Source organism: Streptococcus bovimastitidis (genome assembly GCF_001885095.1).
GTDB lineage: Bacteria > Bacillota > Bacilli > Lactobacillales > Streptococcaceae > Streptococcus > Streptococcus bovimastitidis.
Map to the genome: position 1 here is coordinate 253,604 of NZ_LZDD01000001.1, position 21,702 is coordinate 275,305.

Sequence of the window (21,702 nt, forward strand, 5' to 3'; positions counted from 1 at the left end):
CATGTTCCATTATTTATATACAAATGATATGAGGGTATCTAATTTAGAAGAAAAAGTTACATCATTTGCAAAAATGTTCTTAACAGATTCAGTTCCATCAGCTAGTGAAGATAAATCTACAAATAATAATGCTAATACAATTGGATTTTATTTAAACCTTATCAATAAAGGCAATAGTGCAAAACTAGCAGCTAAGGGTGATGTTAGAAGTGTTGTACTTAATTTTATTAAAACATTTCAATTTCCAAATCCAAGGACAAAAGAAAGTTTTGAAAATGCAGTTAATGATGGCATTAAATTAGCTCCGATGCGTGAAATTATTAAAATACTTTTTATTTACTATCAAATGAACTCTGGAGAAGTTTATTTAACAAAAGATGAAATAGTAAACTTTATTTTTTACAATGAAAATATAGCTTTGCAAACTGATGCTGATAGGATTCAACTGATAAAACAAATTGAGGAGTATAGGACGACTAAAAATTTGCCTTCAAATATTGCTCCAACTAGTGAAAGAATTTGGAAGTATCAGGATAGGCAAATTAATGAATTATTGAGCGTTATTGAATGGTCAAAATTTATTGAGGTTAAGTCTGACAAGGTATTTTTTATAGTACCCACAAAAGATGATAGTAAGTATAAGTCTGAACTATTGGATATTATCATGTTTGATGAGTTTTGGGATTTCAATGATCAAGACAATATTTCAGATTTAAAATCTAGTTATTTTGAATATTGTGATGAGCAGATAAGCGTCGAAAATATTGAATTTGAGAATTACAATGACATTCAATGTAACAAGCTAAACAGAAATATTCAAAATATATACTTTGGAGCACCTGGAACAGGAAAAAGTTATGGAGTGGATAAGTTAATAAGAAACTGCTATCCGGACATTGAGAATAAAGATAATCCATTTGTTTTTAAAACAACCATTTATTCAGACTATTCATATTACAACTTTATAGGAAATATTATGCCGACATCAAAAAATGGTGAAATCAGATATGACTTTAAGGCGGGTATTTTTTCACAAGCACTCGCAATGGCATTTGAATATAGTGACAAGGAAATCTTTTTAATTGTTGAAGAAATGTCAAGAGGTAACATTGCAAGTATATTCGGTGATATTTTTCAATTATTAGATAGAGACGAGAACGGAGTTAGCGAATACTCAATTAATAATGATTTGATAATTCAACATTTTGATGAAAAAGGCATTAATATTGGTAAAAAAATATTCTTACCAAGGAATTTTCATATTATAGGAACAGTTAATACAAGTGATCAAAATGTAAACGTAATAGATACAGCGTTTAAAAGAAGGTTTGAGTTTGTATATGTTGATGTAAGTCCCGTTCATACAGATGGAACAATTATGAATGAGTATGTGTTTACTCTTGTAGACAAAGAATTTGAATGGAATAAATTGTATATGTCATTAAACGAGCTTATAACTACAAAATTAGAGCTTAGTGAAGATAAGCAAATTGGACAGTTCTTCATTAAATTTAATAATTATAGTAATGATGAACAAAAATTTGCTGCAATACAAAATAAACTATTACATTACTTATGGGATGATGTACAAGGGGCAGTTATTTCTGATGAGTATAGGATATTTAATAAAGAATACAAAACATTCTCTTCTCTTTATAAAGATTTTGGTGAGAAAGTCAATGTATTTAGTGAAGAACTAATTGATTTATATGATAAACAATAATTGTAGAGGTGCGAAATGAGTCAACAGGAAATTCGGGTGGTAAATGATGGTCAAACTGTTGATAAAGACTTCGTAAACTCTTGGGAGATATTTGATTATTGTGATCAATACAATGGAAGTCTTACAATATCTTTTGTCGGAGCAATTATAAAAAATGATAAAATTTTATTTTCATTTCCAAAACATTATAAAGTCGATGATGATGAACACAATCAAGTTTCTTGTATGAAACAAATACTTTATATTTTATCGAAATCAAAAGCAAGTTATGGTAGTTTTGATAAAGGAATAAAAGGAGAATTTCCGATAAAAGCATATTTAGGCATTTTGATGCATTATAAGAAATATGGTTTATATTTATCTAATGAACAATATTATGAAAATGGATATGCTGGAAACATAGATTGGAATAGAACAGTAAATAAATCAAACAAAATCATTCAGAAAAAAGGTGTAATATTTTTCCCATTCACTATTAAGAGGACTAGGGATAAAAGTGTATTTATTAGCGAATGTATGAATTACGTTTTATCAGATGCAAGCAGATATAAGAAGTTTATAAATACAATTATGCCGTATGAATATATTAATAAAAACAATATATTCAACAACTTAAGGTATGTACTTAATGAATTAAAAAGGATTAGAAATCTATATTTTAAAGATATAGAAAAAAGGCTTATTAACAATTTGATTGAATATATAGAGTGGAAAAGCACAACTAGAGATAATGTCAGACTTATAACATTGAAATTTGAAAATTATTGGGAAGTAATGATAAATGAATATCTCAACGATGGTTTTTGCGGAATAGAAGAAGATCAAATTATTTGGGGAGAAAACAAACAAAATAAATTCTCCAAGCCAGAAATGGAATATGTGGAAAGCGTAGAAAAAAGATTGCAATATAGAGGCAGAAGTCCATATAAAATACAGTACGATCATATATTTATTGATGATGATAATAGAAAAATTGTTCTTTTTGATTCAAAGTATTTTAACGCGGAAGTGGATCAATTGAATTATAAACAATTATTCTATCATTATAATTTAAAGCAGAAGTACCCTGAATTTCTTATATATAATGGATTGCTTTTACCTACAGAAAAAAACTACTATACAAAAATTCATGTGGATAGGACTGATTTAGATGGAGTTAAAATAGTAGAACATTACATTAACTTAAATTTAGTGTTGGATTATTATTCGAAATCAATATAAGGTAAGGAGGTAAGTGAAATTTTGAAAAAAGAGAACAAAAATATATCGTTTTTGAAAATAGTGTATTTTGATGAAGAAGCAGCGACAGATTTGATTTACATGGAAAATAAAGGGAAGATAGTAGAGTCAATTGTAGATACTGAAAATAACAAATTGGATACAAAGACAAGTGTTGAAGCTGGTATTGGAGCTAAAACTAGTTTGCTTTCTTTGTTGGGAGCAAAGTTTAAAATTGGAACCGATGTTTCTGTTGGGTACGGTTCACAACAATTAATTAATCAAGCAATTACGAATACTGTATTAACGGACTACTTAGACTTAACAAAAGAAAATAATCTTGTGAAAAAATTTGATAAAGCTTCTGTTTATCCTTTTCCTAATTCACTTGCATACTTTAAATTAATTACTCCATATATGGTAATGACTGAAGGTAAGATGGATGCAGGGGATATTAAGTTAAATATTCAAATGATGGATGAGGCGTTGAATAAAGGTAAAGGCTATTTTGAAATGGTATTAGAAGATGAAGGGACAAAGTCAATATTACGATTTAATTTAAAATCATTTAAAAATTCATATTCTTTATCAGACTTAGTGAAAATGGAATTAACTTATCATGCGGTGCGTGTTGGTAAAACTAAGTTAATTAATCTTGATGCCTCGAAGGAGTTCGCATATGAAAATATTGATAAAGAGATAGATGGATATAAAATCGCTAACGAGATTGAATCAATATCTGAAGATGATATAGATGTATTTGATGTATTGTTGGCAGGAGTGAAAAATGATTAAGATTTTTTATGGACCAGCAGTCGAATTTGAAAAATTCCTTCCCAATGGCATTAGACCAAAAACTTTAACAAAATTAATTACTGAATTGGATGCTCAAAATAGAAAATTTGACATAGTAGTTCCTCAAGATAAGAAAATAAAAAGAAAAAAAACAAATATAAAAAATTTGGTTGCTACAACTGAAGAATATTCTAGACTTAGTGATTCAGGTATAAATGGTTTTCTATCCTTGATAGCGGAAGTAAATATTAGTAATATGTATTTTCAAAATCCGCCAGATACAATTGTACAACAACTAAAAGGAGTTTATGGAAATATATCGATAACTGAACACAGATACAAAAGAATTTCTGTAGATATGGTAAGAAAATTCTATAGAGACTTTGGTAAATATATACTGGGACAAGATGATTCAAAAAATAAGTTAGCGACAAATCTTTATAAAATGTCTCAGAACTATAATAAAGATAAGCCTTTAGTAGTATTATTTTATGGACCAGCAGGAGTAGGAAAAACTGAAACAGCAAAATATATTGCCAGCCTAATGGAAGAAAAAGTGTTCAGGAAACAATTTTCTATGTATCAAAATAATTCTTTTGCAGATTATGTCTTTGGTGCAAATCATACAGCTTCTTCACTTGCAAGAGACTTAGTAGAGAGACAAAGTAATGTTATATTATTCGATGAGTTTGATAAACCTAATAGCATATTTTATAGTGCATTTTATCAGATGTTTGATGAAGGTATTTTTGTTGATAAAAATTACACATTAAATTTAAAAAATAGTATTATTATTTGTACTTCGAATTTTATAAATTTAACTGATGTCAGAAAAACTCTAGGGGATCCGATTTATAGTAGATTTGATGCTTTTATAGAGTATAAGGAGTTGTCAGAAGAAATTTCTAAGAAACTAATACAGATAAAATTCTTAAAAATATATGATGGCTTAACTGAAACTGATAAAATGTTGCTAAACAAGGATGAAGCATTAAATAATATTTTGAGATTTGCGAAGGTGATGAAAAATGCAAGAGAAATCGAAAGAGTAATAAATGAATATATTTTTTCGCTGTTGCTAAAAGTAAAAATCGAAAATATTTAATTATCTCTCTATCTCTTTCCCCATATATTTTTCGTAGTTTTTCCTGATTTGATACAGTTCGGTCATCTCGGATTTCGATGAAGAATACTCTTGCATAAGGGTATTCTTTTTTTCGTTCAGTTTTTCAAGTTCCTCAAAAATCTGCTTGGAATTCGGCATTTTGGAATAGGATTTCTTTAATTCGGCAAGGGATTTTTCGTACAAGAGAATTTCCGCTTTATGCTCACCGGCAAAGGCTTTGTCAGTAGGGCCTTTCTTATATGCCTGATAAATTTGGCGGTATTTTGTTACAGTATGGACTTGCTCCATAGTAGTGGAAAGGGTAGCTATTTTTTCGTCAAGCAACTTGATTTCGTCCTGTAGGTTTTGTCTTTTATCCGCACTTTTTTTGATAAAATCATCAAGCTGAGCAAGAGACTTAAAGCCTTTTTCACGCATTAAGATAACAGTATCTGATGCTACTTGCAGGTTGTGTTTGGTAGCCCAGAATTCATATTCCTTGCTTGATTGTGCCTTTTCATTGTTAGCAATGTCGATAATATTTCCGACACGCTTTTTAACGGAGAATGTCTTTTGATTAGCGTTTTCTAAAATTCTTTCTTTGAGTCTTTCTTCCGTATAATCTTCCCCGATAGTTTTTGCTCTTGTAAATCTTTCCTTGTCTTTGTGCTTGAAAGCGATGTGCTTGCCGCACTTGATTTCATAGCCGAGATCCGCTATCTTTTTCAAGAATTCGTCCCAGTCCTTTGACTGTTTTATCATTCTGTCAATATCAAACTGAAGCTTGCTTTTCCAAGAAGTTCCATTCTTGGCTTGTTCATTTTCATACCAGGATTTAGCGTTCGTCTTATACTTTTTCTTAAATCTTTCGTAGTATTCGTCAATAACTGATAGGCTATTTTCTTTACATAGTTTATCGCTTTGATAACGGATTTGATGATAGCTTCTTTTGTTGGACTGGTAGCATTTCCCCGTTACCATATTTACATTATTAAAGATGATATGGTTGTGTATATGTCCTTTGTCAATGTGGGTAGAGAGGATAAATTCATACTCATCTTTAAGTATTCTGTTGCAAAGTTCCAGACCAATTTGGTGTGCCATTTCAGGCGTAGCTTCGCCCGGCAAGAACGATTGAATAAGATGTCTTGCAAGTACAGAACCTCTTATATTATTTTCTTCTCTTCGCCTTAAAAATTGTGTGTGAGCGGAAGCTGTGTGGCATTTATTGGTGCTGATTAGGATTTTTTCATCCGTCTTTTCGGCATTGGTTATATAGTCAATCGCCAAATTAAGCGTAGATTTTATAGGGTGAATTTTTGTTATTGCCATTACTTATCATCTCCAGTTTCGGCAGTTCTTCCAAGCAGAAGAGAGTGAATTTGCCATATCTCTTTTGAAATGTGGTCTATCTGGTTTTTCATATCATTGATGTCATCGCTATAGATAATTCCTGTAGAATTCACTCGTTTTGCAATCTGATTGATGTTGCTTGTAGCGTTATAAAGAAGTCCCTGCAAATCTGCAAATGGCTGTAAATCAACCTGATAAATCTCCTTTTCAAGAACGCATTTTCTAATAAAAAGGTTCATATTTTTGCACTTAGCAAGTTTTCGTTTCTCTTCAAAAAGTGCCTTTTCTTTTTCATTAACTCTTACGATTAGTTGAATATTTCTTTCTCTGTTTTCCATAATTTCGTCTCCTTTCGGTGTATTTCGGGGTCTTAGGGTTCTCCCTAACAAGCTAAAAATTGATAAAAAAGAAGCAGCACCATATAGGTCTGCTTCATCGATTTTTCCGTCTTTGGATATCCAAAGACTGTGCTTGCTACAAAAGAATGAATTATATAGCAAGCGTTAAGCAAGTTTTGAATTTATAATTATATTATACCACATCTATTGGAATTAAGCTTGATAGAACAGCTAAATTTATAGTATAATAAATTATCCTATTTGTTAAATGAAAATAATAAAAGGAGCTTATTGTGCTAAAGAATAATATAGAACTTGACGTAAAGACAAAATGTATTGAAGTAGGAATAACACAGGTAAAGTTAGCTCAGCAAATTAAAACATCTGCACCGTATGTAAATCGAGTTATTCGTAACAAAGAATCTATTGTTAACAACACATTTGTAAAAATGATGGAAGCTTTGGGCTACGATATCGAGATAAGGTATGTAAGGCGCAGTGAATGTGATTACAGTAAATGATGATTGTGGAGATGATTACTATGAAAAGCATAATATATATTATCGAAGATGATAAATCAATAAATCGAGGGATAGAACTCACGCTCGGAAAAGAAAAATATGAGTTTAGAAATTTTTACAATTTATCGGATGTTAAGGATATAAATGATGCGGATCTTTTTATTTTAGATATAAATCTTCCGGATGGAAATGGATTGGATTTTCTTAAAGTAATTAGAAAACATTCACAAAAACCAGTGCTAATCTTGACTGCAAATGACACGGAAATTGCAGAAGTAGAAGGTCTTCAGTTCGGCGCAGATGATTATGTAACTAAGCCATTTTCCCTAATGGTATTAAGGTTAAGAATAGAAAAACTTTTGTCGAGAAACACAGAAAACGCTACATATAATAAACATGGATTAGATTTAAATTTCGATGCTTTTGTTTTTAAAAACAATGGTGTTGAATTTGAACTGAGTAAAACTGAGATTAGATTACTGAAATATTTGGTTGAAAATGAAGGTGTTATCTTATCTAGGGAAAAGTTGATTGATTATGTGTGGCAGAATCAGATGTATGTTGATGAAAATGCTCTTTCTGTAACAGTAAAAAGGCTTCGTGATAAGATCGAAAATGGGGAAGTAAAACTTATACACACTATTTATGGAATAGGATATGTTTTCAGATTGGAGTAGATGATGTTTAGAAAAAATGAATTTACAGCTCTAAATGAAATGCTTGATTTAGCAATAAATGGTGAGTTTGAGGAAAAATTTTTTGATGAGACAGAGTTGTCAAAATTTCAAACTAAGTTCATGCGTTATCTTACGAATTCCTCTATGTCTGAAAAGAAAATTACAGAGGAAAAGAATAAACTAAAGCAACTAATTACAGATATATCACATCAAACAAAGACACCGTTAACTAATATTGTCATGTATTCTGAGTTGCTTTGCGAAATTGCGGATGAACCTCAAATAAAGGATTATGCAAGTGAAATTAGTATACACAGTAGAAAATTAGAAGAACGTATAAATGCTTTGACAAAAATGTCAAGACTTGAAGGTGGAATATTGCAATTTAAGGAAAGCGAAATTCTACTTGATCGGATAATTGCGAATGTGGTTAATCAAGCTTCACTAAAAGCTTCTGCCAAGAATATAAAAATAGATATTGAAACTAATGTGGATACCATAGTAAAAGTTGACGAAAAATGGGTGGTAGAAGCCGTATTTAATATTTTAGATAATGCGATTAAGTATTCTGAAGAGAATAGCAGAATAAAGATTAATACATTTTGTTATGAAATGTTTTGCGGAATAAATATTATAGATCAAGGTTTAGGAATACCAGAACATGAAATTCCAAAGATTTTTTCTAGATTCTATAGAGGGACTCTTGCAGAAAATACAGAAGGAATTGGCGTGGGATTATTTCTTGCACGAAATATTATCGAAGGACATGGTGGATATATCAAAGTTAAATCAAAAGTAGGAGCTGGTAGTACTTTTGGGATCTACTTCCCAATTCTTTCAAAAGTGAAAGATTAAAGAAATTTTCTGGAAAGTATGCAGTGTTATGCTAAGCATAGATAGATATGCTTAGCATTTTCTTTTATACATGGAGGAATAAATATGGATGTTCTAAAAACAGAATCATTAAAAAAATACTATAACCAATCTAAAGTGATTGTAAAGGCTATTGATGGAGTTGATATTTCAGTATCTCATGGAGAATTTGTTGCTATAGTTGGTTCTAGCGGTAGTGGCAAATCAACATTGCTCAATATGCTTGGTGGATTGGATAGACCAACAGAGGGAACTGTATTGGTTGATGGAAAAGATATATTTACATTTAAGGATGAAGAGCTAACTATTTTTAGACGAAGAAAAATAGGATTTGTTTTTCAGGCGTACAATCTTGTACCAATGCTTAATGTATATGAAAATATCGTGCTTCCTATAGAACTTGATGGTAATGAAGTTGATAAAGGATATGTGGATTCAATTATTACTTCTTTAGGACTAAAAGAAAAAATAAATAGTATGCCTAATCAACTATCAGGTGGGCAGCAACAAAGGGTAGCAATTGCTAGAGCACTTGCTACTAAACCATCTATTATACTTGCTGACGAACCAACAGGGAATTTAGATTCAAAAACAAGCCAAGATGTTATTGGACTTTTGAAAGTTACAGGAGAAAAATTTAATCAAACAATAGTGATAATTACTCACAATGAGGAAATTGCACAGGCGGCGGATCGCATTATAAGAATAGAAGATGGTCATATAGTTTCAAAGGGCGGTGGTCTTAATGCGTAAAATAAGTAATCGAAAATGGATTTCAAATATTAGTAAAAAAAGTATGAAAGCTAATAGGAAAAGAAATTTAATATTAATAGTTGCCATTTCACTTACCGCCTTTATGATGACTGCAGTGTTTACTATTGCAGGCAGTATGATAAACGGTATGGAAAAATCTACGATGTATCAGGTGGGGACAGATTTACATGCAGGGTTTAAATATTTAACGCAAGAGCAATTTGATAAGCTATCTCAAGATAATAAAATAAACAAACTCTGTTACAACATTATAGTAGGGAAATCAACTAATGAAGAACTGCGAGAAGATTATACTGAAATTAGGTATACAGATGAAATAAATGCAAAGCATTCATTTTCATCCCCTGAAATTGGAGTGCTTCCCCAAAAGGAAAATGAGATTGCAACTTGTGTAAATGTACTGGATGATTTTGGATTACCGCATGAGATAGGACAAAAGATTCATCTGAAAATAGATAACGGGATTGATACCTATGAAGGCGACTTTGTTATCAGCGGGATTTGGAAAAAACCAGCAGAAACACTTACTAACCAAATTTTTGTATCGAAAGAATTCCAAGAAAAATTTTCTCCTGTTTGGAAAAATGAAGCTGATATGAAGAATTTTTTGAATGTTAACTCATACTCCGGCTCAATTAATCCGGCATTTAATTTTAATAATTCTTTTAATATTAGCGGGAAGATGGAGGATTTAAAAACAAGACTTGATTTTGGAAAAGAAATAAACGATGGAGTTAACTGGGCATATTCGACATCTTCAATAGATCCGACAAGTGCTGCTATTATGATTTTTTTACTATTCATAATTATGATTTCAGGCTATCTAATAATAAGCAATATTTTTAGTATCTCGGTAACCGCAGATATTCATCACTATGGTTTGCTTAAGACCATTGGAACAACTAACAAGCAACTTAAAAAAATTATAATCAGACAGGCAATTATGATTAGTGCTATTGCGATACCTATCGGTCTTGTAATTGGCTATTTTGCTTCGATGGTAATTATTCCGCAAATTGTTAGTAATATGATTAATATTCCTATAAATATAGGATTTAACATTAGTTTTTTTCTAATAAGTGGCATCTTTTCGTGGGTAACTATCAGAATAAGCTGTGTAAGAGCATGTAAAATTGTTAAAAAAGTATCACCTGTTGAAGCTGTAAGATATGTAGATTATTCAAATTCGATTAATAAAAAAAATAAAAAAACTCATAAGGTTACACCTGTAACTATGGCTTGGCAAAATATTGGACGTAATAAAAAGAAAACATTTTTTGTCATTCTTTCTATGGCATTGAGTGTAATTATGCTGAATATAAGCATATCTCTTGTGGCGAGCTTTGATGAAGATAAATATATAAGTAGTTTTTCTAGCTCTGATTTTACCGTAGCGGACGCTTCTGTTTTTAACAAAAATTCTTTAGCAGCAGATTATGAAGGGGTGAGTCAGGATGATATTGAATATTGTAAAAAACTTGCAGGAATAGAGAAAATAGGTGCGATTTACATGTCGGCAGGACTTCATAAAGTAGATGATACAGTTTTGAATAGAGTGAAAAAATTTTATGAATCTATTAAAAGTGAAATTAATCCTTATGAGGCAAAAGAACTAGAGAGTCGTATTTTTGCTAATCAAGAGATATACAGCAAAGTATACGGATTGGATCAAATGGTTTACGAGAATCTTGAAATGGATGCCGGGAATTTGGATTGGGAAAAATTCAAATCAGGGAACTATGCAGTTGTTTCTGCTCCAATCAAAGGTTCCGGAGATGATGCAGCTTTAGCATTTTATAAAATGGGAGAAAAAATCAGCGTGAAAATGCCTGATGGTTCCGTAAAGTCATATGAGGTAATGGGAATTGGAAATGTTCCTTACTCTATGGGACCGGGATATTCACAAATAATAGATGTTAATATTATGCTCCCATCAACAGAATATTTATCTTATTCACAGAGTAATAAAGCGATGAAGCTTTTCGTAAATGTTGATGATTCGCATATAAATGTTGCAGAGGCATCGTTAATTGAATACAGCGAAAAGACAAAACCACTTCTTGATTTTGAATCAAGAAATAAATATAAAGAGAGTTTTAATGAAATGAAAAGAACATTTCTATTGATTGGAAGCGCAATGAGTTTAATTCTTGCATTGATAGGAGTTTTAAATTTCATAAACTTAACTTACACATCCATAAACGAAAGGAGTGGTGAACTTAAAACACTTCATGCGGTAGGAATGACTAATAAGCAGATAAAAAATATGCTTGCTGCTGAAGGCGTGATGAGAATATTATTTACATTCGTTGTGGTACTCACAGTTGGAATAGGATTAAACCATTCTATAGTAAATATGATTGCTGGACAAATGATAATGTTTAAATATCAGTTTATTATTTGGCCAGTATTAGTAGCCATACCATTATTTTTGCTGATTGCATATATAGTACCCCAATTGTGTAAGTGGCAAAAAGTATAAAAATTAAACTATATATTTAGTTAAAAGGATGTGGAGAAGAATGTCGATATATTTATATACTTTAAAAATAGATCAAGATATAATACATTCTCCTTTTTCCTGCGTTCTTAATACCTTTATGCCTTCTTAAACATTTAACTAACCAATTAAATAGAATTAAAGGAAGATCAAGTTTCTTTCGTTTTCGAGGACTTCTTATGCCTATGTGCAGGAGTCCTCCTTTTTTGTCTTAAAACGCAGACAAAAAAGAAATGGAGGAAGCATATATGCCAAAAGAATATTACCTTTATGTCTATGGACAAAAGGTTAAAGTCAGCGAGCAGATATATAAAGTCTACTGGCGAGAAAAAGAACACGAAAAGTATTTAGAGCAGGTGGACAAGAAAAACCACTTGCTCTTTTTTTCATCATTGGATCATGACGGACACTTTGTAGATAATATTGTTGATGAAAGTGTTGATGTAGAAAAGATTGTTGAAACACAGATGATGATTGAAGCAGTCAGAAATGCTATATCAAGGCTCAATGCAGAAGAAAGAGATATTATTGAACGCTTGTATTTCAATGATGAAACGGTTCGTTCGGTGGCAAAGCTCAAAAGTATTACACATCCGGCTTTAATCAAAAGAAGAAATAAAATTCTTGAAAAGCTGAAAAAATTTATTGAAGAACTTTAAAACTTCGGTAACCAAAGGGGTCAAATTTTCCTTATGTAAAGTGAAGGGGAGTTTGACCTCCTTTACTTTCTTGAATAAGAGATAGCCTGCTTATGGCAAATAGGAAAATGTAAAGAAAATAATCCCTTTCAAATATTGCTCTTTGACAAGTGAATAGACCAAGGTAGGACTTTATCCATTTACTGAGAGTTATGACCTACGCCAAGACTTTTCTGCTGATGAAAATCGGTTCAAATGAATACCGGCATATTGTCGAGGTTAGAAGAAAACGAGCGATAGATAGGAATACATAAAAGATAAGCGTGGCGGCTTATTTCGATGATGTAAGTGGTGATAATGATACTTCAATAGTTTAAGCTGCCTCGTCTGAAACAAGGGGCGGAGGTGAGATTCCTATGTAGCAGCCAATGCACCTACCAATGTCATAAAACTTAGTAAGAAAAATAATACTTGATTATAAAGAATTTAAAGCGGGAGGGGGGTGTATTGGTGGATAATGACTGGAATGGACTGGCTGATTTGATAGCAAATCTGATTACAAAGTATGCTGGAGTTTTAGATTTAGATAATCTTCCAAATCCAACTCCAGTAAAAAATATTGAAGATAAAAATAAATTTGACATGGCAAAAACTCAGATTGAGAACAAGTGATAAAAGTGCTATAATATACTTGATATATTAGTCCAAACCATAAGTGGTAAAAATATTAAGATATAGAAAAATATATTGAGGTTAATGCTATGTCAAAAGAAAAAACAAAAGTATACCTCTACACAAGAGTATCTACATCAATACAGATAGATGGCTATTCTTTAGAGGCACAAAAATCAAGAATGAAGGCGTTCGCCCTTTATAATGATTATGAAATTGTAGGAGAATATGAAGATGCGGGCAAGTCTGGAAAATCTATTGAGGGAAGAATACAGTTTACTCGCATGATGGAAGATATAAAATCCGGAAAGGATGGAGTATCTTTTGTTCTTGTGTTTAAGCTGTCAAGATTTGCAAGAAATGCTGCTGATGTTTTATCAACTCTACAAACAATGCAAGATTTTGGAGTCAATTTGATTTGTGTTGAGGATGGGATTGATTCATCCAAAGATGCAGGTAAATTGATGATTTCAGTTTTATCAGCTGTGGCTGAAATTGAAAGAGAAAATATTCGTGTTCAAACAATGGAAGGGCGTATTCAAAAGGCAAGAGAGGGCAAATGGAATGGAGGTTTTGCTCCTTATGGTTATCAACTTATTGATGGAAAATTGATAATCAATGAGGAAGAAGCAATTGCGATACGAACTATTTTTGATCAGTATGTAAATACAACCATTGGAGCCAATGGACTTTCTAAATACTTAGAAAATCATGGTATAAGAAAAATTCCAAGACAAAATGGGAAAAATCCATTGTTCGACGCAGGTCTTATAAGAAAGATATTAAAAAACCCTGTATATAACGGGAAAATAGCCTTTGGAAGAAGAACTTTAGAAAAAGTTCATGGAACAAGAAATGAATATAAGCAAGTTGAACAAGATGAATATTTAATAGCTGAAGGTATTCATGAAGCTATAATTTCTGATGAGCTATGGCAAGCAGCTCAAGTTAAGTTAAAATCTCAAGCAAAGAAATATGAGCATGTGAATAAAGGGAAAGATACACGCACACATCTGCTTTCAGGAATTGTGAAATGTCCAATATGTGGAGTGGGAATGTTTGGAAACAAGTGTATTAAGAAAAAGAAAGATGGTACAAAGTATAAAGATTTTTATTACTATGGCTGTAAACATAGGCATATGATAAGAGGTCATAAATGTACTTACAATAAACAAATCAGAGAAGAATTGTTAGATGATGCAGTTGCTGAGGTAATTATAAAGATAGTAAGCAATCCCAAATTTGCTTCTATGATGCAAGAAAAAATTAACATGAAGGTAGATACCTCTGAAATAGAAAAAGAGATAGATAATTACCAGAAAGAATTGAGGAAGAGCCATTCTACGAAATTTAAGCTAATTGAGGAAATAGATAATTTAGATGCTGATGATAAGCACTACAAACGAAGAAAACAGGACTTAGACGATAGACTTTATCATATGTATGATAAGATTGAAGACTTAGAATCATTGTTAATTGATGCGAAAGCAAAGAAACAAACTATTGAAGCTGAGAAACTTACAGGAGATAACATATATAAGATTTTGATCTATTTTGATAAACTTTACAAGGTAATGAATGATGTAGAGCGTAGACAGTTAATTACAGCTTTGATTTCTGAAATTCAAATTTACGAAGAAAAGCAACCGAATGGGCAATGGCTAAAATCAATTACTTTTAAACTTCCTATCATCGATGAAGATTTAAATATAGGTTTGGACAATGATGAGCATGTTGAGTGTGTAAGCTTGTTAGAAAAACGCAAGTAATTCATGGCGCTTCCTGGTTTCAAGGCGCCATGCTAAAAAGGTCCACAGGACCTTTTTACTTCCACATACACATCATATTGAGTGCGTAAGTCTGTTAGAAAAACGCAAGTAATTCATAGCCCTCCCTGGTTTCAAGGCGCCATGTTCTAAAATCTTCAAAGAAAAGGACAAAAAATAACCCGTCCCCTCTTTTGACCGAGTTGTTGGACGAGTTATGGTCTATTAATAACGAGTAACCGTCTTTTTAACGGTTCTAATCTGGAGTTGAGTTGGAAGCTCAGCTCCTTTTGTATTTTCATTAGAACATACTTGATTGAATTTTAAGTCACAACAGGTTCATGTTGTATCACTTACTCGATTTAGATAAATTTGAAGGAACTATCAAGGACCAAGCTTTTATATAAATACACATTTCAGTAAGTGGACAATTTATTATAACTTTTTCTTTTTCATCCATTCCTTAACCAATTTTATTGGCTTCCTGATGATTCTTTTAGGTCTACTTTAAGCAAGTTTCATAGTAACTGAATACTATTTTCAAAACACTTGATTTCTAATCAAGTGTTTTTTTGGATTGACAAGAGTTAAGTGGTGTTATATACTGTTATAGAGGAGATGATAATGAAGATAATACTTATTAATGGCAGTAGTACACCATTATATGAACAGATTAAAAATGCAATAAAAGAAAATATCGTTGATTCTACGTTGTCATCTGAGGAACAATTACCATCGGTAAGACAATTATCTAAAGAGTTGAACGTGAGTATTTTGACCGTCAAAAAAGCTTATGATGAGTTGGAAAAAGAAGGCTTTATTCTTATTCGTCAGGGCTTAGGAACCTTTGTTGCTGCCATGAATCCAGATATATTGAAAGATGAAAAGCAAAAAGAGATTGAAAACTATTTAACCAAATCGTGTCAAATTGCTAAGGCAATTAACCTCAGCGAATCTGAATTAATAGACCTTATACACTATATATATATAGGAGATGTGTATGAAGAATAAAATTGAAATAAAACATTTGAATAAAAAGTATTCTAGTTTTGCCTTAAAAGACGTCAATTTTACTGTACCTAAAGGCTTTGTTACTGGCTTTATTGGTAAAAATGGTATGGGTAAAACCACAACGATTAAATCAATTCTCTCATTGATTCATTATGATGGCGATATTGAGTTTGGAGATTCTGAACTCGGTATAAAAATTGATAACCAAAAAATTGGTGTCATTATGGATGATTCTTTTCTTGCAAAAGATTGGAATATGGATTTAGTCAATAATGCCATGAAGGTTGGATATGATGAATGGGATGAGACACTATTCCAAAAATATTTATCTGACTTCTCTATTGACAGAAAACTTAAGGTTAAAGAATTATCTCGCGGCATGAAAATTAAACTGATGTTGGCCATTGCTTTGTCGCATCATGCAGATGTCTTGATTCTTGATGAACCTACAAGTGGCTTAGATCCAAGTATGCGTGAAGAGTTAATGGAAATCATTTCTGACTATATGCAAGATGAAAACCATTCAGTACTCTTTTCTACTCATATTACACAGGACCTAGAAGCAATAGCAGATTATATTGTATTTATAGATGATGGGAAAATTGTCCTCTCTCTAGAAAAAGATGACTTCATGAATTATTTTATGATATTGAAATGTGATATACAAAATCAATTCTCATTAAATGAATCTCTTGTTTTAGGAAGGAAGAAGACAAAATATCAGATTGAATACTTGGTGAAGCGTAGTGAAGTGGATGAAATACCAGAAGGGTATCTCGAAGATCATATTTCTATTGATCGCATTATGATTCTTTTTAGAAAGGGTGTCTAATGGACTTAATGAAAGTATTAAAGCTAGACATATTATCAGTTAAACCTTATTTTACAATTAAAAATTTCATTATCTTATTTGGAATGGGAATTGGTTATGGTGCCTTATCAAAAAATCCTGTAACAGCACTAGCTACAGCACAAATGTTTGCTATTCTCTTTTCTGGGTACCCTTTCATGGTGGGTGAAGAGTCAGGAATTGATCCTCTTTATAAGTTGTTTGGTATCTCTCCCAAAAATGTTGTTAAGGGTAGATATTTACTAGCCACTTTATTTGTAGGAGCTATGATACTTATCGGTATTGTCTTAGCATTCATTATTTCTCTAATCTTCCAAATTAATAATGGTGCGCTAACTATTTTAGTAACAGCCCCCATAGTAGGTTTAGTGACCTTATTTATTATTTTTATGGAATACCCCATTTATTTTAAATATGGATATAAAAAAGGAAAAACACTGGTGACAATTCCTTTTCTATTATTAGCAGTTATTGTGCTTGCATCTACCTTTTTCGCGAATCAGTTGAAAGTTGTAACGGCCTTTTTGCTTATGAACAAGATATTTAGTGTCAGTATACTCCTTGCTATAATAGTAATGGGAATGATCCTGTCCGTGAAGTTATCAAACAAATTTTATTCTAAAAGTGATTTTTAATTTGTTCCATTTATTAAAAAAATGAGCGTGACTTACTTAAATAACTAACATATTAAATCAAAAATAACCACTCACAACCGAGTGGTTATTTTGCTGTCTTCAAAAAATAGTTTCAACTTAAATTAAAATTTTATTTTTAAACTTAATTTTCTCATTTTCCAACTTTAAATTATTGTATAATTGAAATAGAAACTATTTGAGATTCAAATAGTAAAACATTTTTTTATCTATTTCGTCTAACTTCGGAGGCTCTGTATGAAATTTACAGTTAAAACATGGACTTTGGGTCCAGCCACCTCGTCATTCCTTTTGAGTATCATTTTTAATTCTTTTGCAATTGTCTTGCTTTATCATTATTTGACCTCTTTTTATCGTAGTGACTGGGAACTTTTTGGTGCAGCAGTGACCTTTGCGGTTGGTATTCCTGGCCTACTTTGCTTTTTGGGTATTCTCCGTGAACGCAAAGTTGTTAATAAGGAATTTTTCCCTTTAAATGAAGGCCTTGGTGCAAGTCATGTCTTGGAATTGGCTAATAAATTGCAGAATCGTCTTTCAGCATTGAATTGTCTGGTTGAAACCAATGAGGATGGCATCCGAATTTCAAGACTTTTAAGTCCTGAGGAAGAGGCTAAACTGACCTCAGGCGAAATCCTATACAATGAAGGAACTGTTCTTTTAAAAACTTTGCAGAAGAATAAATTTAGATGCTTAAATTTTGAAACGGCTCTGACAAAGGAATCTGGTATCTATCATCAAAAAACCAGACTAGTCGGTGGTCGCTCTATCTCATTTTCTTATAGGGCGGAAGCAGATCCTAAAAATGGAAACATACAAGTCAATAAAAGTCTTTCAAATCCTCAACACATAGGAGATATATTAAAACTATCTAAGAAGGAAGATCACTGGAAAGAAGCCTTTGATGCGGAAACTAAATATGCTCTTCAGATGGCAGCCTTAGGTGGTGGTGGCGCTATTGTGGTTTTGATTGGATTTTTCATTCAGTGGTTAATTGAAAAATTCTAGAAAAAAACAACAAAAAGGTACTTATTTCTTAAAAAATAAAGAGGGAGTTGGGAGATGTTAGTTATTAAATTGATTTTCGGGATTTTCCTTGCCCTAGGGGCTTTAATTCTATTTGTCATTGCTTTTAAATTCTTTTACAAATATTTGTTACAAGAGTCTCGATGTACGGAAGAGACCAGTGGAGAAGTTATTTCCTATACTAGAACAAGCAAAGGCTTTGAAGATTCGGGTATTCATTTACCCATTGTCTCTTATACTGTAAATGGTCAACACTATAAGGTCGTTGGGCCAGAATATAAGGCTTATAAAACCTACTCTCACAGGTCGCCAATTGCTGCTAATACTATTAAGACATCTTATGAAAAAAATCAAGTACTTTATATCGACCGGAGTTTGAATAGTCATTTTGGCTTGATTAAAAATCCTCTTGAGGAGATTTACCCGATTGGCAGTCAAGTTAAGGTTTTTTATGCTGCAGATAAACCACAATTGGCATATGTTGAAAGATATTGTCAGAAGAAATGGGCTTTTTATCTAACCTTTGTTACAGCCATCTGCTTACTCATTATAGATTTATTGATTGTCATTCTCTTGCCATAATGTTCTAAAACTAATTAGAAACTTGCTTTTTAAAAAATAATAAAATGGAAAATAATCATTTACTTCCAGGACTTAGTCCTATCAAAAATGCTGTTGATGCTTTACGCAAAGAAATTGTTGATTTTGTATTTGAGCGAGATCAGCTTAAGTTCACGGTTTGTGAAAATATTAAAGCTTCTTATATCCGTGAGTACGGTGATTTAGAATATCGCATTTATCAAGCCTACACAGTTTTTATGAGATTGAGACGGAAAAAAGACTTTATCCAAGCTAGGATAAATCGTCAAGAGGAAATTAATCTTGACGAAATCGAGACCCTTTTAGACAAAGAGTTTCAACACTTCCAAGAAACCTTAAATTCTAAGTTAGAAGAAATAAGTAAAGCGGTTGAAAGAGTCAATGGCACACCATTAACTAAGGATGAAAGTATAGAGTTGAAGCAACTCTATAAATTATTGGTCAAAAAATTACACCCAGATTTGCACCCTGATCAAAGTGTGCAGGATGCAGAGTTTTTCAAATCGGTCGTCTCAGCTTTTAAAGCTTGCGATTTAAAGACCTTAAGACTAATCGATTTACTTTTACATGAGGGCAGTAGTGACAGTGAAACTGGTTTGTCGACGGTTAATGATTCCCTTGAGCAAGAGCAAAAAAAATTGGAAACGATAAGAAAAAACATTCAAAATGAGATAGAGGAAATTAAGGCAAATGTTCCCTATACTTTAAATGAATATATCGCTAGTGACGATATCATTCGTAAAAGAAAAGATAGTCTGCAAAAGCAATTAGTAGCTTATCAGGAAGCCATTAAGACGCAAAAAGAAGCATTAAAAGAATTATTAGGTAATAAGCATAAATGAATTAATGACAAATGACAATTTAGGTTTGATTAAGTATCTACAAAATCAGGAATTGGGTCTTGTTTTGCCAACTCCCTTCGAAAGAGATATCTATTTATTTGAAACTATCGTTGCAGGTACCAGTCACATTGAGAATATTGCTGACATTGAAGCCCAACTAGACCTTGACGATAAGCTGGTCTTCTATCGCGAACCGGATAATCGCTTTGATCCCCAGGCTATCAAAATTGTGACCCTGAAGGGTGATAAAATCGGATATATTCCGCAAAAAGACAACCTGATTTTTTCTCGCCTCATGGATGCGGGTAAAGTGCTTTTTGGTAAAATTACCCGTAAAGAGAAAAAAGGTCAGTGGACCAAGATTGAAATAGCCATCTATTTACACGAGAGCTAAAGCGATAAGAATTTATTAATATCTGCTTAGCTAAAATTTCTATCTAGCAATGAATAAATAAAATGACTCACATTTCCTATCTTACAATAAGTATGTAAAATAGCTAAAATTCATCTGATGATTTTTAGCTATTTTTGACTGAAACGCTTTATTTTATCCAATTTTATGGTAAAATAGAGGTATAAAATCAATAAATGGTCAGAGGAGTTGCTTATGGATAAGAAAACCGATAGTCTAAAATTATCAGTCATGGATAAGATTCTAAATGGCTTAAAAGAAATATTTGCCCCCAATTTAGTTGCCTTAACAGGTGCAGGAATCTTAAAAGGAATCATTATCTTATTGCTCACCTTTAAAATAATTAAACCAGAGACAGCAGAGCAATTTATTTTATATCATATCGCAGATGCAGTCTTTTATTTTTTACCTGTTTTGTTAGCGCATTCATCAGCCAGAGTTTTTAAAACTAATCCAGTATTGGCGACCTCGGTGGCCTTATTCTTAGTCCATCCAGAATTTAGTCAAGCTGTGACAACAAAGAGTGGGGACTTTTTTGGGATTCCACTGACTCATATTACCTACACGTCATCAGTAATTCCCATCATCTTAATTGTCTTGGCCCAATCCTATATTGAGCGATGTGTTAATGGAATTCTTCCCAAAATGATTAAAGGTGTTTTTTCACCAGTACTCATTTTAATGTTGACAGGCGTACTTGGTGTTCTCTTAATTGGACCTATTGGTACTATTTTTGGAAATATCTTAGGGATAGGTATTACATGGCTTAACCAGTTTGCAGGTTGGTTGGTATCAGCTATACTTGGTGGCTTCGGTATGTTTATTATTATGGCAGGTGGCCATTATGCGCTCATTCCTATTTCGACTCAAAATTTAGCAAAAGTTGGCTTTGATAATCTGATGATGACCGGTCTCTTACCAGGTAATATGGCAATGGCAGGAGCAGCCCTAGCAGTAGCCCTTAAAAGTAGCGACAAAGCCTATAAACAATATGCCATTTCATCAGGGGTGACGGCCTTATTAGGCGTTTCACAACCTGCCCTTTATGGTGTTGCTATTCCTCTTAAAAAAGCCATGGGAGCCATAATAGCAGGAGGATTTTTAGGTGGTCTATATTCTGGCTTGGTTGGAGTTAAAGGCTTTGCCTTATCTGATCCAGGACTAGCAGCATTACCAGCCTATATCTCACCAGATGGCAATTGGATCAACTTTATAAATACCTTAATTACCATTGCCATTTCATTTGGTGTCACCTTTGCCATTTTATTCGTACGCAAACATCAAGACCCAAGCCCACTAGAAATTAAGGTCATTACCTCTACCAAATAACAGACAGATCAAAAATAATCCCCTTAAGT

The 21,702-nt window shown here is 32.3% G+C and carries 22 protein-coding genes; 20 read left to right on the top strand and 2 right to left on the bottom strand.

What is annotated here, in order from left to right; genetic code table 11:
• Position 1 precedes the first annotated feature (1 nt).
• The 4 genes from A9Q68_RS01215 to A9Q68_RS01230 are packed head-to-tail and all read left to right on the top strand — an operon-like array spanning position 2 to position 4,841.
• On the top strand, positions 2–1,723 hold the full coding sequence (locus A9Q68_RS01215) for a 5-methylcytosine-specific restriction endonuclease subunit McrB (RefSeq protein WP_071792842.1): 1,722 nt from the start codon (positions 2–4) through the stop codon (positions 1,721–1,723).
• Between the two features lie 36 nt (positions 1,724–1,759).
• Positions 1,760–2,944, top strand: coding sequence for an LlaJI family restriction endonuclease (locus A9Q68_RS01220; protein WP_240494199.1), 1,185 nt, complete (start codon positions 1,760–1,762; stop codon positions 2,942–2,944).
• A gap of 21 nt (positions 2,945–2,965) precedes the next feature.
• Positions 2,966–3,736, top strand: coding sequence for a DUF6414 family protein (locus A9Q68_RS01225; protein WP_131814166.1), 771 nt, complete (start codon positions 2,966–2,968; stop codon positions 3,734–3,736).
• Positions 3,729–4,841, top strand: a complete 1,113-nt coding sequence (locus A9Q68_RS01230; protein ID WP_071792845.1) for an AAA family ATPase — start codon at positions 3,729–3,731, stop codon at positions 4,839–4,841. Before A9Q68_RS01225 ends, A9Q68_RS01230 begins: the two co-directional genes overlap by 8 nt.
• On the opposite strand, the gene A9Q68_RS01235 is transcribed toward A9Q68_RS01230, so the two are convergent.
• Entirely contained in the window at positions 4,842–6,173 is a 1,332-nt protein-coding gene (locus A9Q68_RS01235; RefSeq protein ID WP_071792846.1) for a relaxase/mobilization nuclease domain-containing protein, read from the bottom strand.
• Positions 6,173–6,532: a plasmid mobilization protein gene (locus A9Q68_RS01240; RefSeq protein ID WP_071792847.1), complete on the bottom strand. Its 360-nt coding sequence runs from the start codon at positions 6,530–6,532 to the stop codon at positions 6,173–6,175. The genes A9Q68_RS01235 and A9Q68_RS01240 overlap by 1 nt, the downstream gene beginning before the upstream one ends.
• 293 nt (positions 6,533–6,825) lie before the next feature.
• On the opposite strand from A9Q68_RS01240, the gene A9Q68_RS01245 reads away from it, so the two are divergent.
• The 16 genes from A9Q68_RS01245 (at position 6,826) to A9Q68_RS01315 (ending at position 21,673) form a co-directional block, all read left to right on the top strand.
• Complete coding sequence (locus A9Q68_RS01245; protein ID WP_071792848.1) at positions 6,826–7,053, top strand: helix-turn-helix domain-containing protein; 228 nt, start codon at positions 6,826–6,828, stop codon at positions 7,051–7,053.
• A gap of 20 nt (positions 7,054–7,073) precedes the next feature.
• Positions 7,074–7,730, top strand: a complete 657-nt coding sequence (locus A9Q68_RS01250; RefSeq protein ID WP_071793705.1) for a response regulator transcription factor — start codon at positions 7,074–7,076, stop codon at positions 7,728–7,730.
• Positions 7,731–7,733: 3 nt separating this feature from the next.
• Positions 7,734–8,585, top strand: a complete 852-nt coding sequence (locus A9Q68_RS01255; RefSeq protein ID WP_165605216.1) for a sensor histidine kinase — start codon at positions 7,734–7,736, stop codon at positions 8,583–8,585.
• 84 nt (positions 8,586–8,669) lie between these two features.
• The gene (locus A9Q68_RS01260; RefSeq protein WP_071792850.1) at positions 8,670–9,356 is read left to right on the top strand and encodes an ABC transporter ATP-binding protein; all 687 of its coding nucleotides are present in this window, start codon (positions 8,670–8,672) and stop codon (positions 9,354–9,356) included.
• On the top strand, positions 9,349–11,859 hold the full coding sequence (locus tag A9Q68_RS01265; RefSeq protein WP_071792851.1) for an ABC transporter permease: 2,511 nt from the start codon (positions 9,349–9,351) through the stop codon (positions 11,857–11,859). The genes A9Q68_RS01260 and A9Q68_RS01265 overlap by 8 nt, the downstream gene beginning before the upstream one ends.
• Positions 11,860–12,125: 266 nt before the next feature.
• Positions 12,126–12,536 (top strand): sigma-70 RNA polymerase sigma factor region 4 domain-containing protein, encoded by a 411-nt coding sequence (locus A9Q68_RS01270; RefSeq protein ID WP_071792852.1) that lies wholly within the window; start codon positions 12,126–12,128, stop codon positions 12,534–12,536.
• Between the two features lie 489 nt (positions 12,537–13,025).
• Positions 13,026–13,187, top strand: a complete 162-nt coding sequence (locus tag A9Q68_RS10630) for a hypothetical protein (RefSeq protein ID WP_000368178.1) — start codon at positions 13,026–13,028, stop codon at positions 13,185–13,187.
• 89 nt (positions 13,188–13,276) lie between these two features.
• Entirely contained in the window at positions 13,277–14,956 is a 1,680-nt protein-coding gene (locus A9Q68_RS01275) for a recombinase family protein (protein WP_071792853.1), read from the top strand.
• Positions 14,957–15,577: 621 nt separating this feature from the next.
• The gene (locus A9Q68_RS01280) at positions 15,578–15,964 is read left to right on the top strand and encodes a GntR family transcriptional regulator (RefSeq protein WP_071792854.1); all 387 of its coding nucleotides are present in this window, start codon (positions 15,578–15,580) and stop codon (positions 15,962–15,964) included.
• Positions 15,954–16,796 carry an ABC transporter ATP-binding protein gene (locus A9Q68_RS01285; RefSeq protein ID WP_071792855.1) on the top strand — a complete coding sequence of 281 codons (843 nt, stop codon included), beginning with the start codon at positions 15,954–15,956 and terminating at the stop codon, positions 16,794–16,796. The genes A9Q68_RS01280 and A9Q68_RS01285 overlap by 11 nt, the downstream gene beginning before the upstream one ends.
• Positions 16,796–17,449: an ABC-2 transporter permease gene (locus A9Q68_RS01290; protein WP_071792856.1), complete on the top strand. Its 654-nt coding sequence runs from the start codon at positions 16,796–16,798 to the stop codon at positions 17,447–17,449. The genes A9Q68_RS01285 and A9Q68_RS01290 overlap by 1 nt, the downstream gene beginning before the upstream one ends.
• 255 nt (positions 17,450–17,704) lie before the next feature.
• On the top strand, positions 17,705–18,472 hold the full coding sequence (locus A9Q68_RS01295) for a hypothetical protein (protein WP_071792857.1): 768 nt from the start codon (positions 17,705–17,707) through the stop codon (positions 18,470–18,472).
• A 54-nt stretch (positions 18,473–18,526) separates the two neighbouring features.
• Complete coding sequence (locus A9Q68_RS01300) at positions 18,527–19,072, top strand: DUF3592 domain-containing protein (protein ID WP_071792858.1); 546 nt, start codon at positions 18,527–18,529, stop codon at positions 19,070–19,072.
• Between the two features lie 44 nt (positions 19,073–19,116).
• The gene (locus A9Q68_RS01305) at positions 19,117–19,932 is read left to right on the top strand and encodes a J domain-containing protein (RefSeq protein ID WP_071792859.1); all 816 of its coding nucleotides are present in this window, start codon (positions 19,117–19,119) and stop codon (positions 19,930–19,932) included.
• A 4-nt stretch (positions 19,933–19,936) separates the two neighbouring features.
• On the top strand, positions 19,937–20,326 hold the full coding sequence (locus A9Q68_RS01310) for an HIRAN domain-containing protein (protein WP_106403987.1): 390 nt from the start codon (positions 19,937–19,939) through the stop codon (positions 20,324–20,326).
• Between the two features lie 213 nt (positions 20,327–20,539).
• Positions 20,540–21,673 carry a PTS sugar transporter subunit IIC gene (locus tag A9Q68_RS01315; RefSeq protein WP_071792861.1) on the top strand — a complete coding sequence of 378 codons (1,134 nt, stop codon included), beginning with the start codon at positions 20,540–20,542 and terminating at the stop codon, positions 21,671–21,673.
• Positions 21,674–21,702 lie beyond the last annotated feature (29 nt).

Excerpts from the sequence above, each read along its gene's own strand:
- A9Q68_RS01270 (WP_071792852.1), top strand. The coding sequence starts at position 12,126 with ATGCCAAAAGAATATTACCTTTATGTCTATGGACAAAAGGTTAAAGTC.
- A9Q68_RS01235 (WP_071792846.1), bottom strand. The coding sequence starts at position 6,173 with ATGGCAATAACAAAAATTCACCCTATAAAATCTACGCTTAATTTGGCG.
- A9Q68_RS01280 (WP_071792854.1), top strand. The coding sequence starts at position 15,578 with ATGAAGATAATACTTATTAATGGCAGTAGTACACCATTATATGAACAG.
- A9Q68_RS01295 (WP_071792857.1), top strand. The coding sequence starts at position 17,705 with ATGAAATTTACAGTTAAAACATGGACTTTGGGTCCAGCCACCTCGTCA.
- A9Q68_RS01310 (WP_106403987.1), top strand. The coding sequence starts at position 19,937 with ATGACAAATGACAATTTAGGTTTGATTAAGTATCTACAAAATCAGGAA.
- A9Q68_RS01315 (WP_071792861.1), top strand. The coding sequence starts at position 20,540 with ATGGATAAGAAAACCGATAGTCTAAAATTATCAGTCATGGATAAGATT.
- A9Q68_RS01285 (WP_071792855.1), top strand. The coding sequence starts at position 15,954 with ATGAAGAATAAAATTGAAATAAAACATTTGAATAAAAAGTATTCTAGT.
- A9Q68_RS01215 (WP_071792842.1), top strand. The coding sequence starts at position 2 with ATGTTCCATTATTTATATACAAATGATATGAGGGTATCTAATTTAGAA.
- A9Q68_RS01290 (WP_071792856.1), top strand. The coding sequence starts at position 16,796 with ATGGACTTAATGAAAGTATTAAAGCTAGACATATTATCAGTTAAACCT.
- A9Q68_RS01300 (WP_071792858.1), top strand. The coding sequence starts at position 18,527 with ATGTTAGTTATTAAATTGATTTTCGGGATTTTCCTTGCCCTAGGGGCT.
- A9Q68_RS01250 (WP_071793705.1), top strand. The coding sequence starts at position 7,074 with ATGAAAAGCATAATATATATTATCGAAGATGATAAATCAATAAATCGA.
- A9Q68_RS01240 (WP_071792847.1), bottom strand. The coding sequence starts at position 6,532 with ATGGAAAACAGAGAAAGAAATATTCAACTAATCGTAAGAGTTAATGAA.
- A9Q68_RS01230 (WP_071792845.1), top strand. The coding sequence starts at position 3,729 with ATGATTAAGATTTTTTATGGACCAGCAGTCGAATTTGAAAAATTCCTT.
- A9Q68_RS01260 (WP_071792850.1), top strand. The coding sequence starts at position 8,670 with ATGGATGTTCTAAAAACAGAATCATTAAAAAAATACTATAACCAATCT.
- A9Q68_RS01255 (WP_165605216.1), top strand. The coding sequence starts at position 7,734 with ATGTTTAGAAAAAATGAATTTACAGCTCTAAATGAAATGCTTGATTTA.
- A9Q68_RS01265 (WP_071792851.1), top strand. The coding sequence starts at position 9,349 with ATGCGTAAAATAAGTAATCGAAAATGGATTTCAAATATTAGTAAAAAA.
- A9Q68_RS01275 (WP_071792853.1), top strand. The coding sequence starts at position 13,277 with ATGTCAAAAGAAAAAACAAAAGTATACCTCTACACAAGAGTATCTACA.
- A9Q68_RS01305 (WP_071792859.1), top strand. The coding sequence starts at position 19,117 with ATGGAAAATAATCATTTACTTCCAGGACTTAGTCCTATCAAAAATGCT.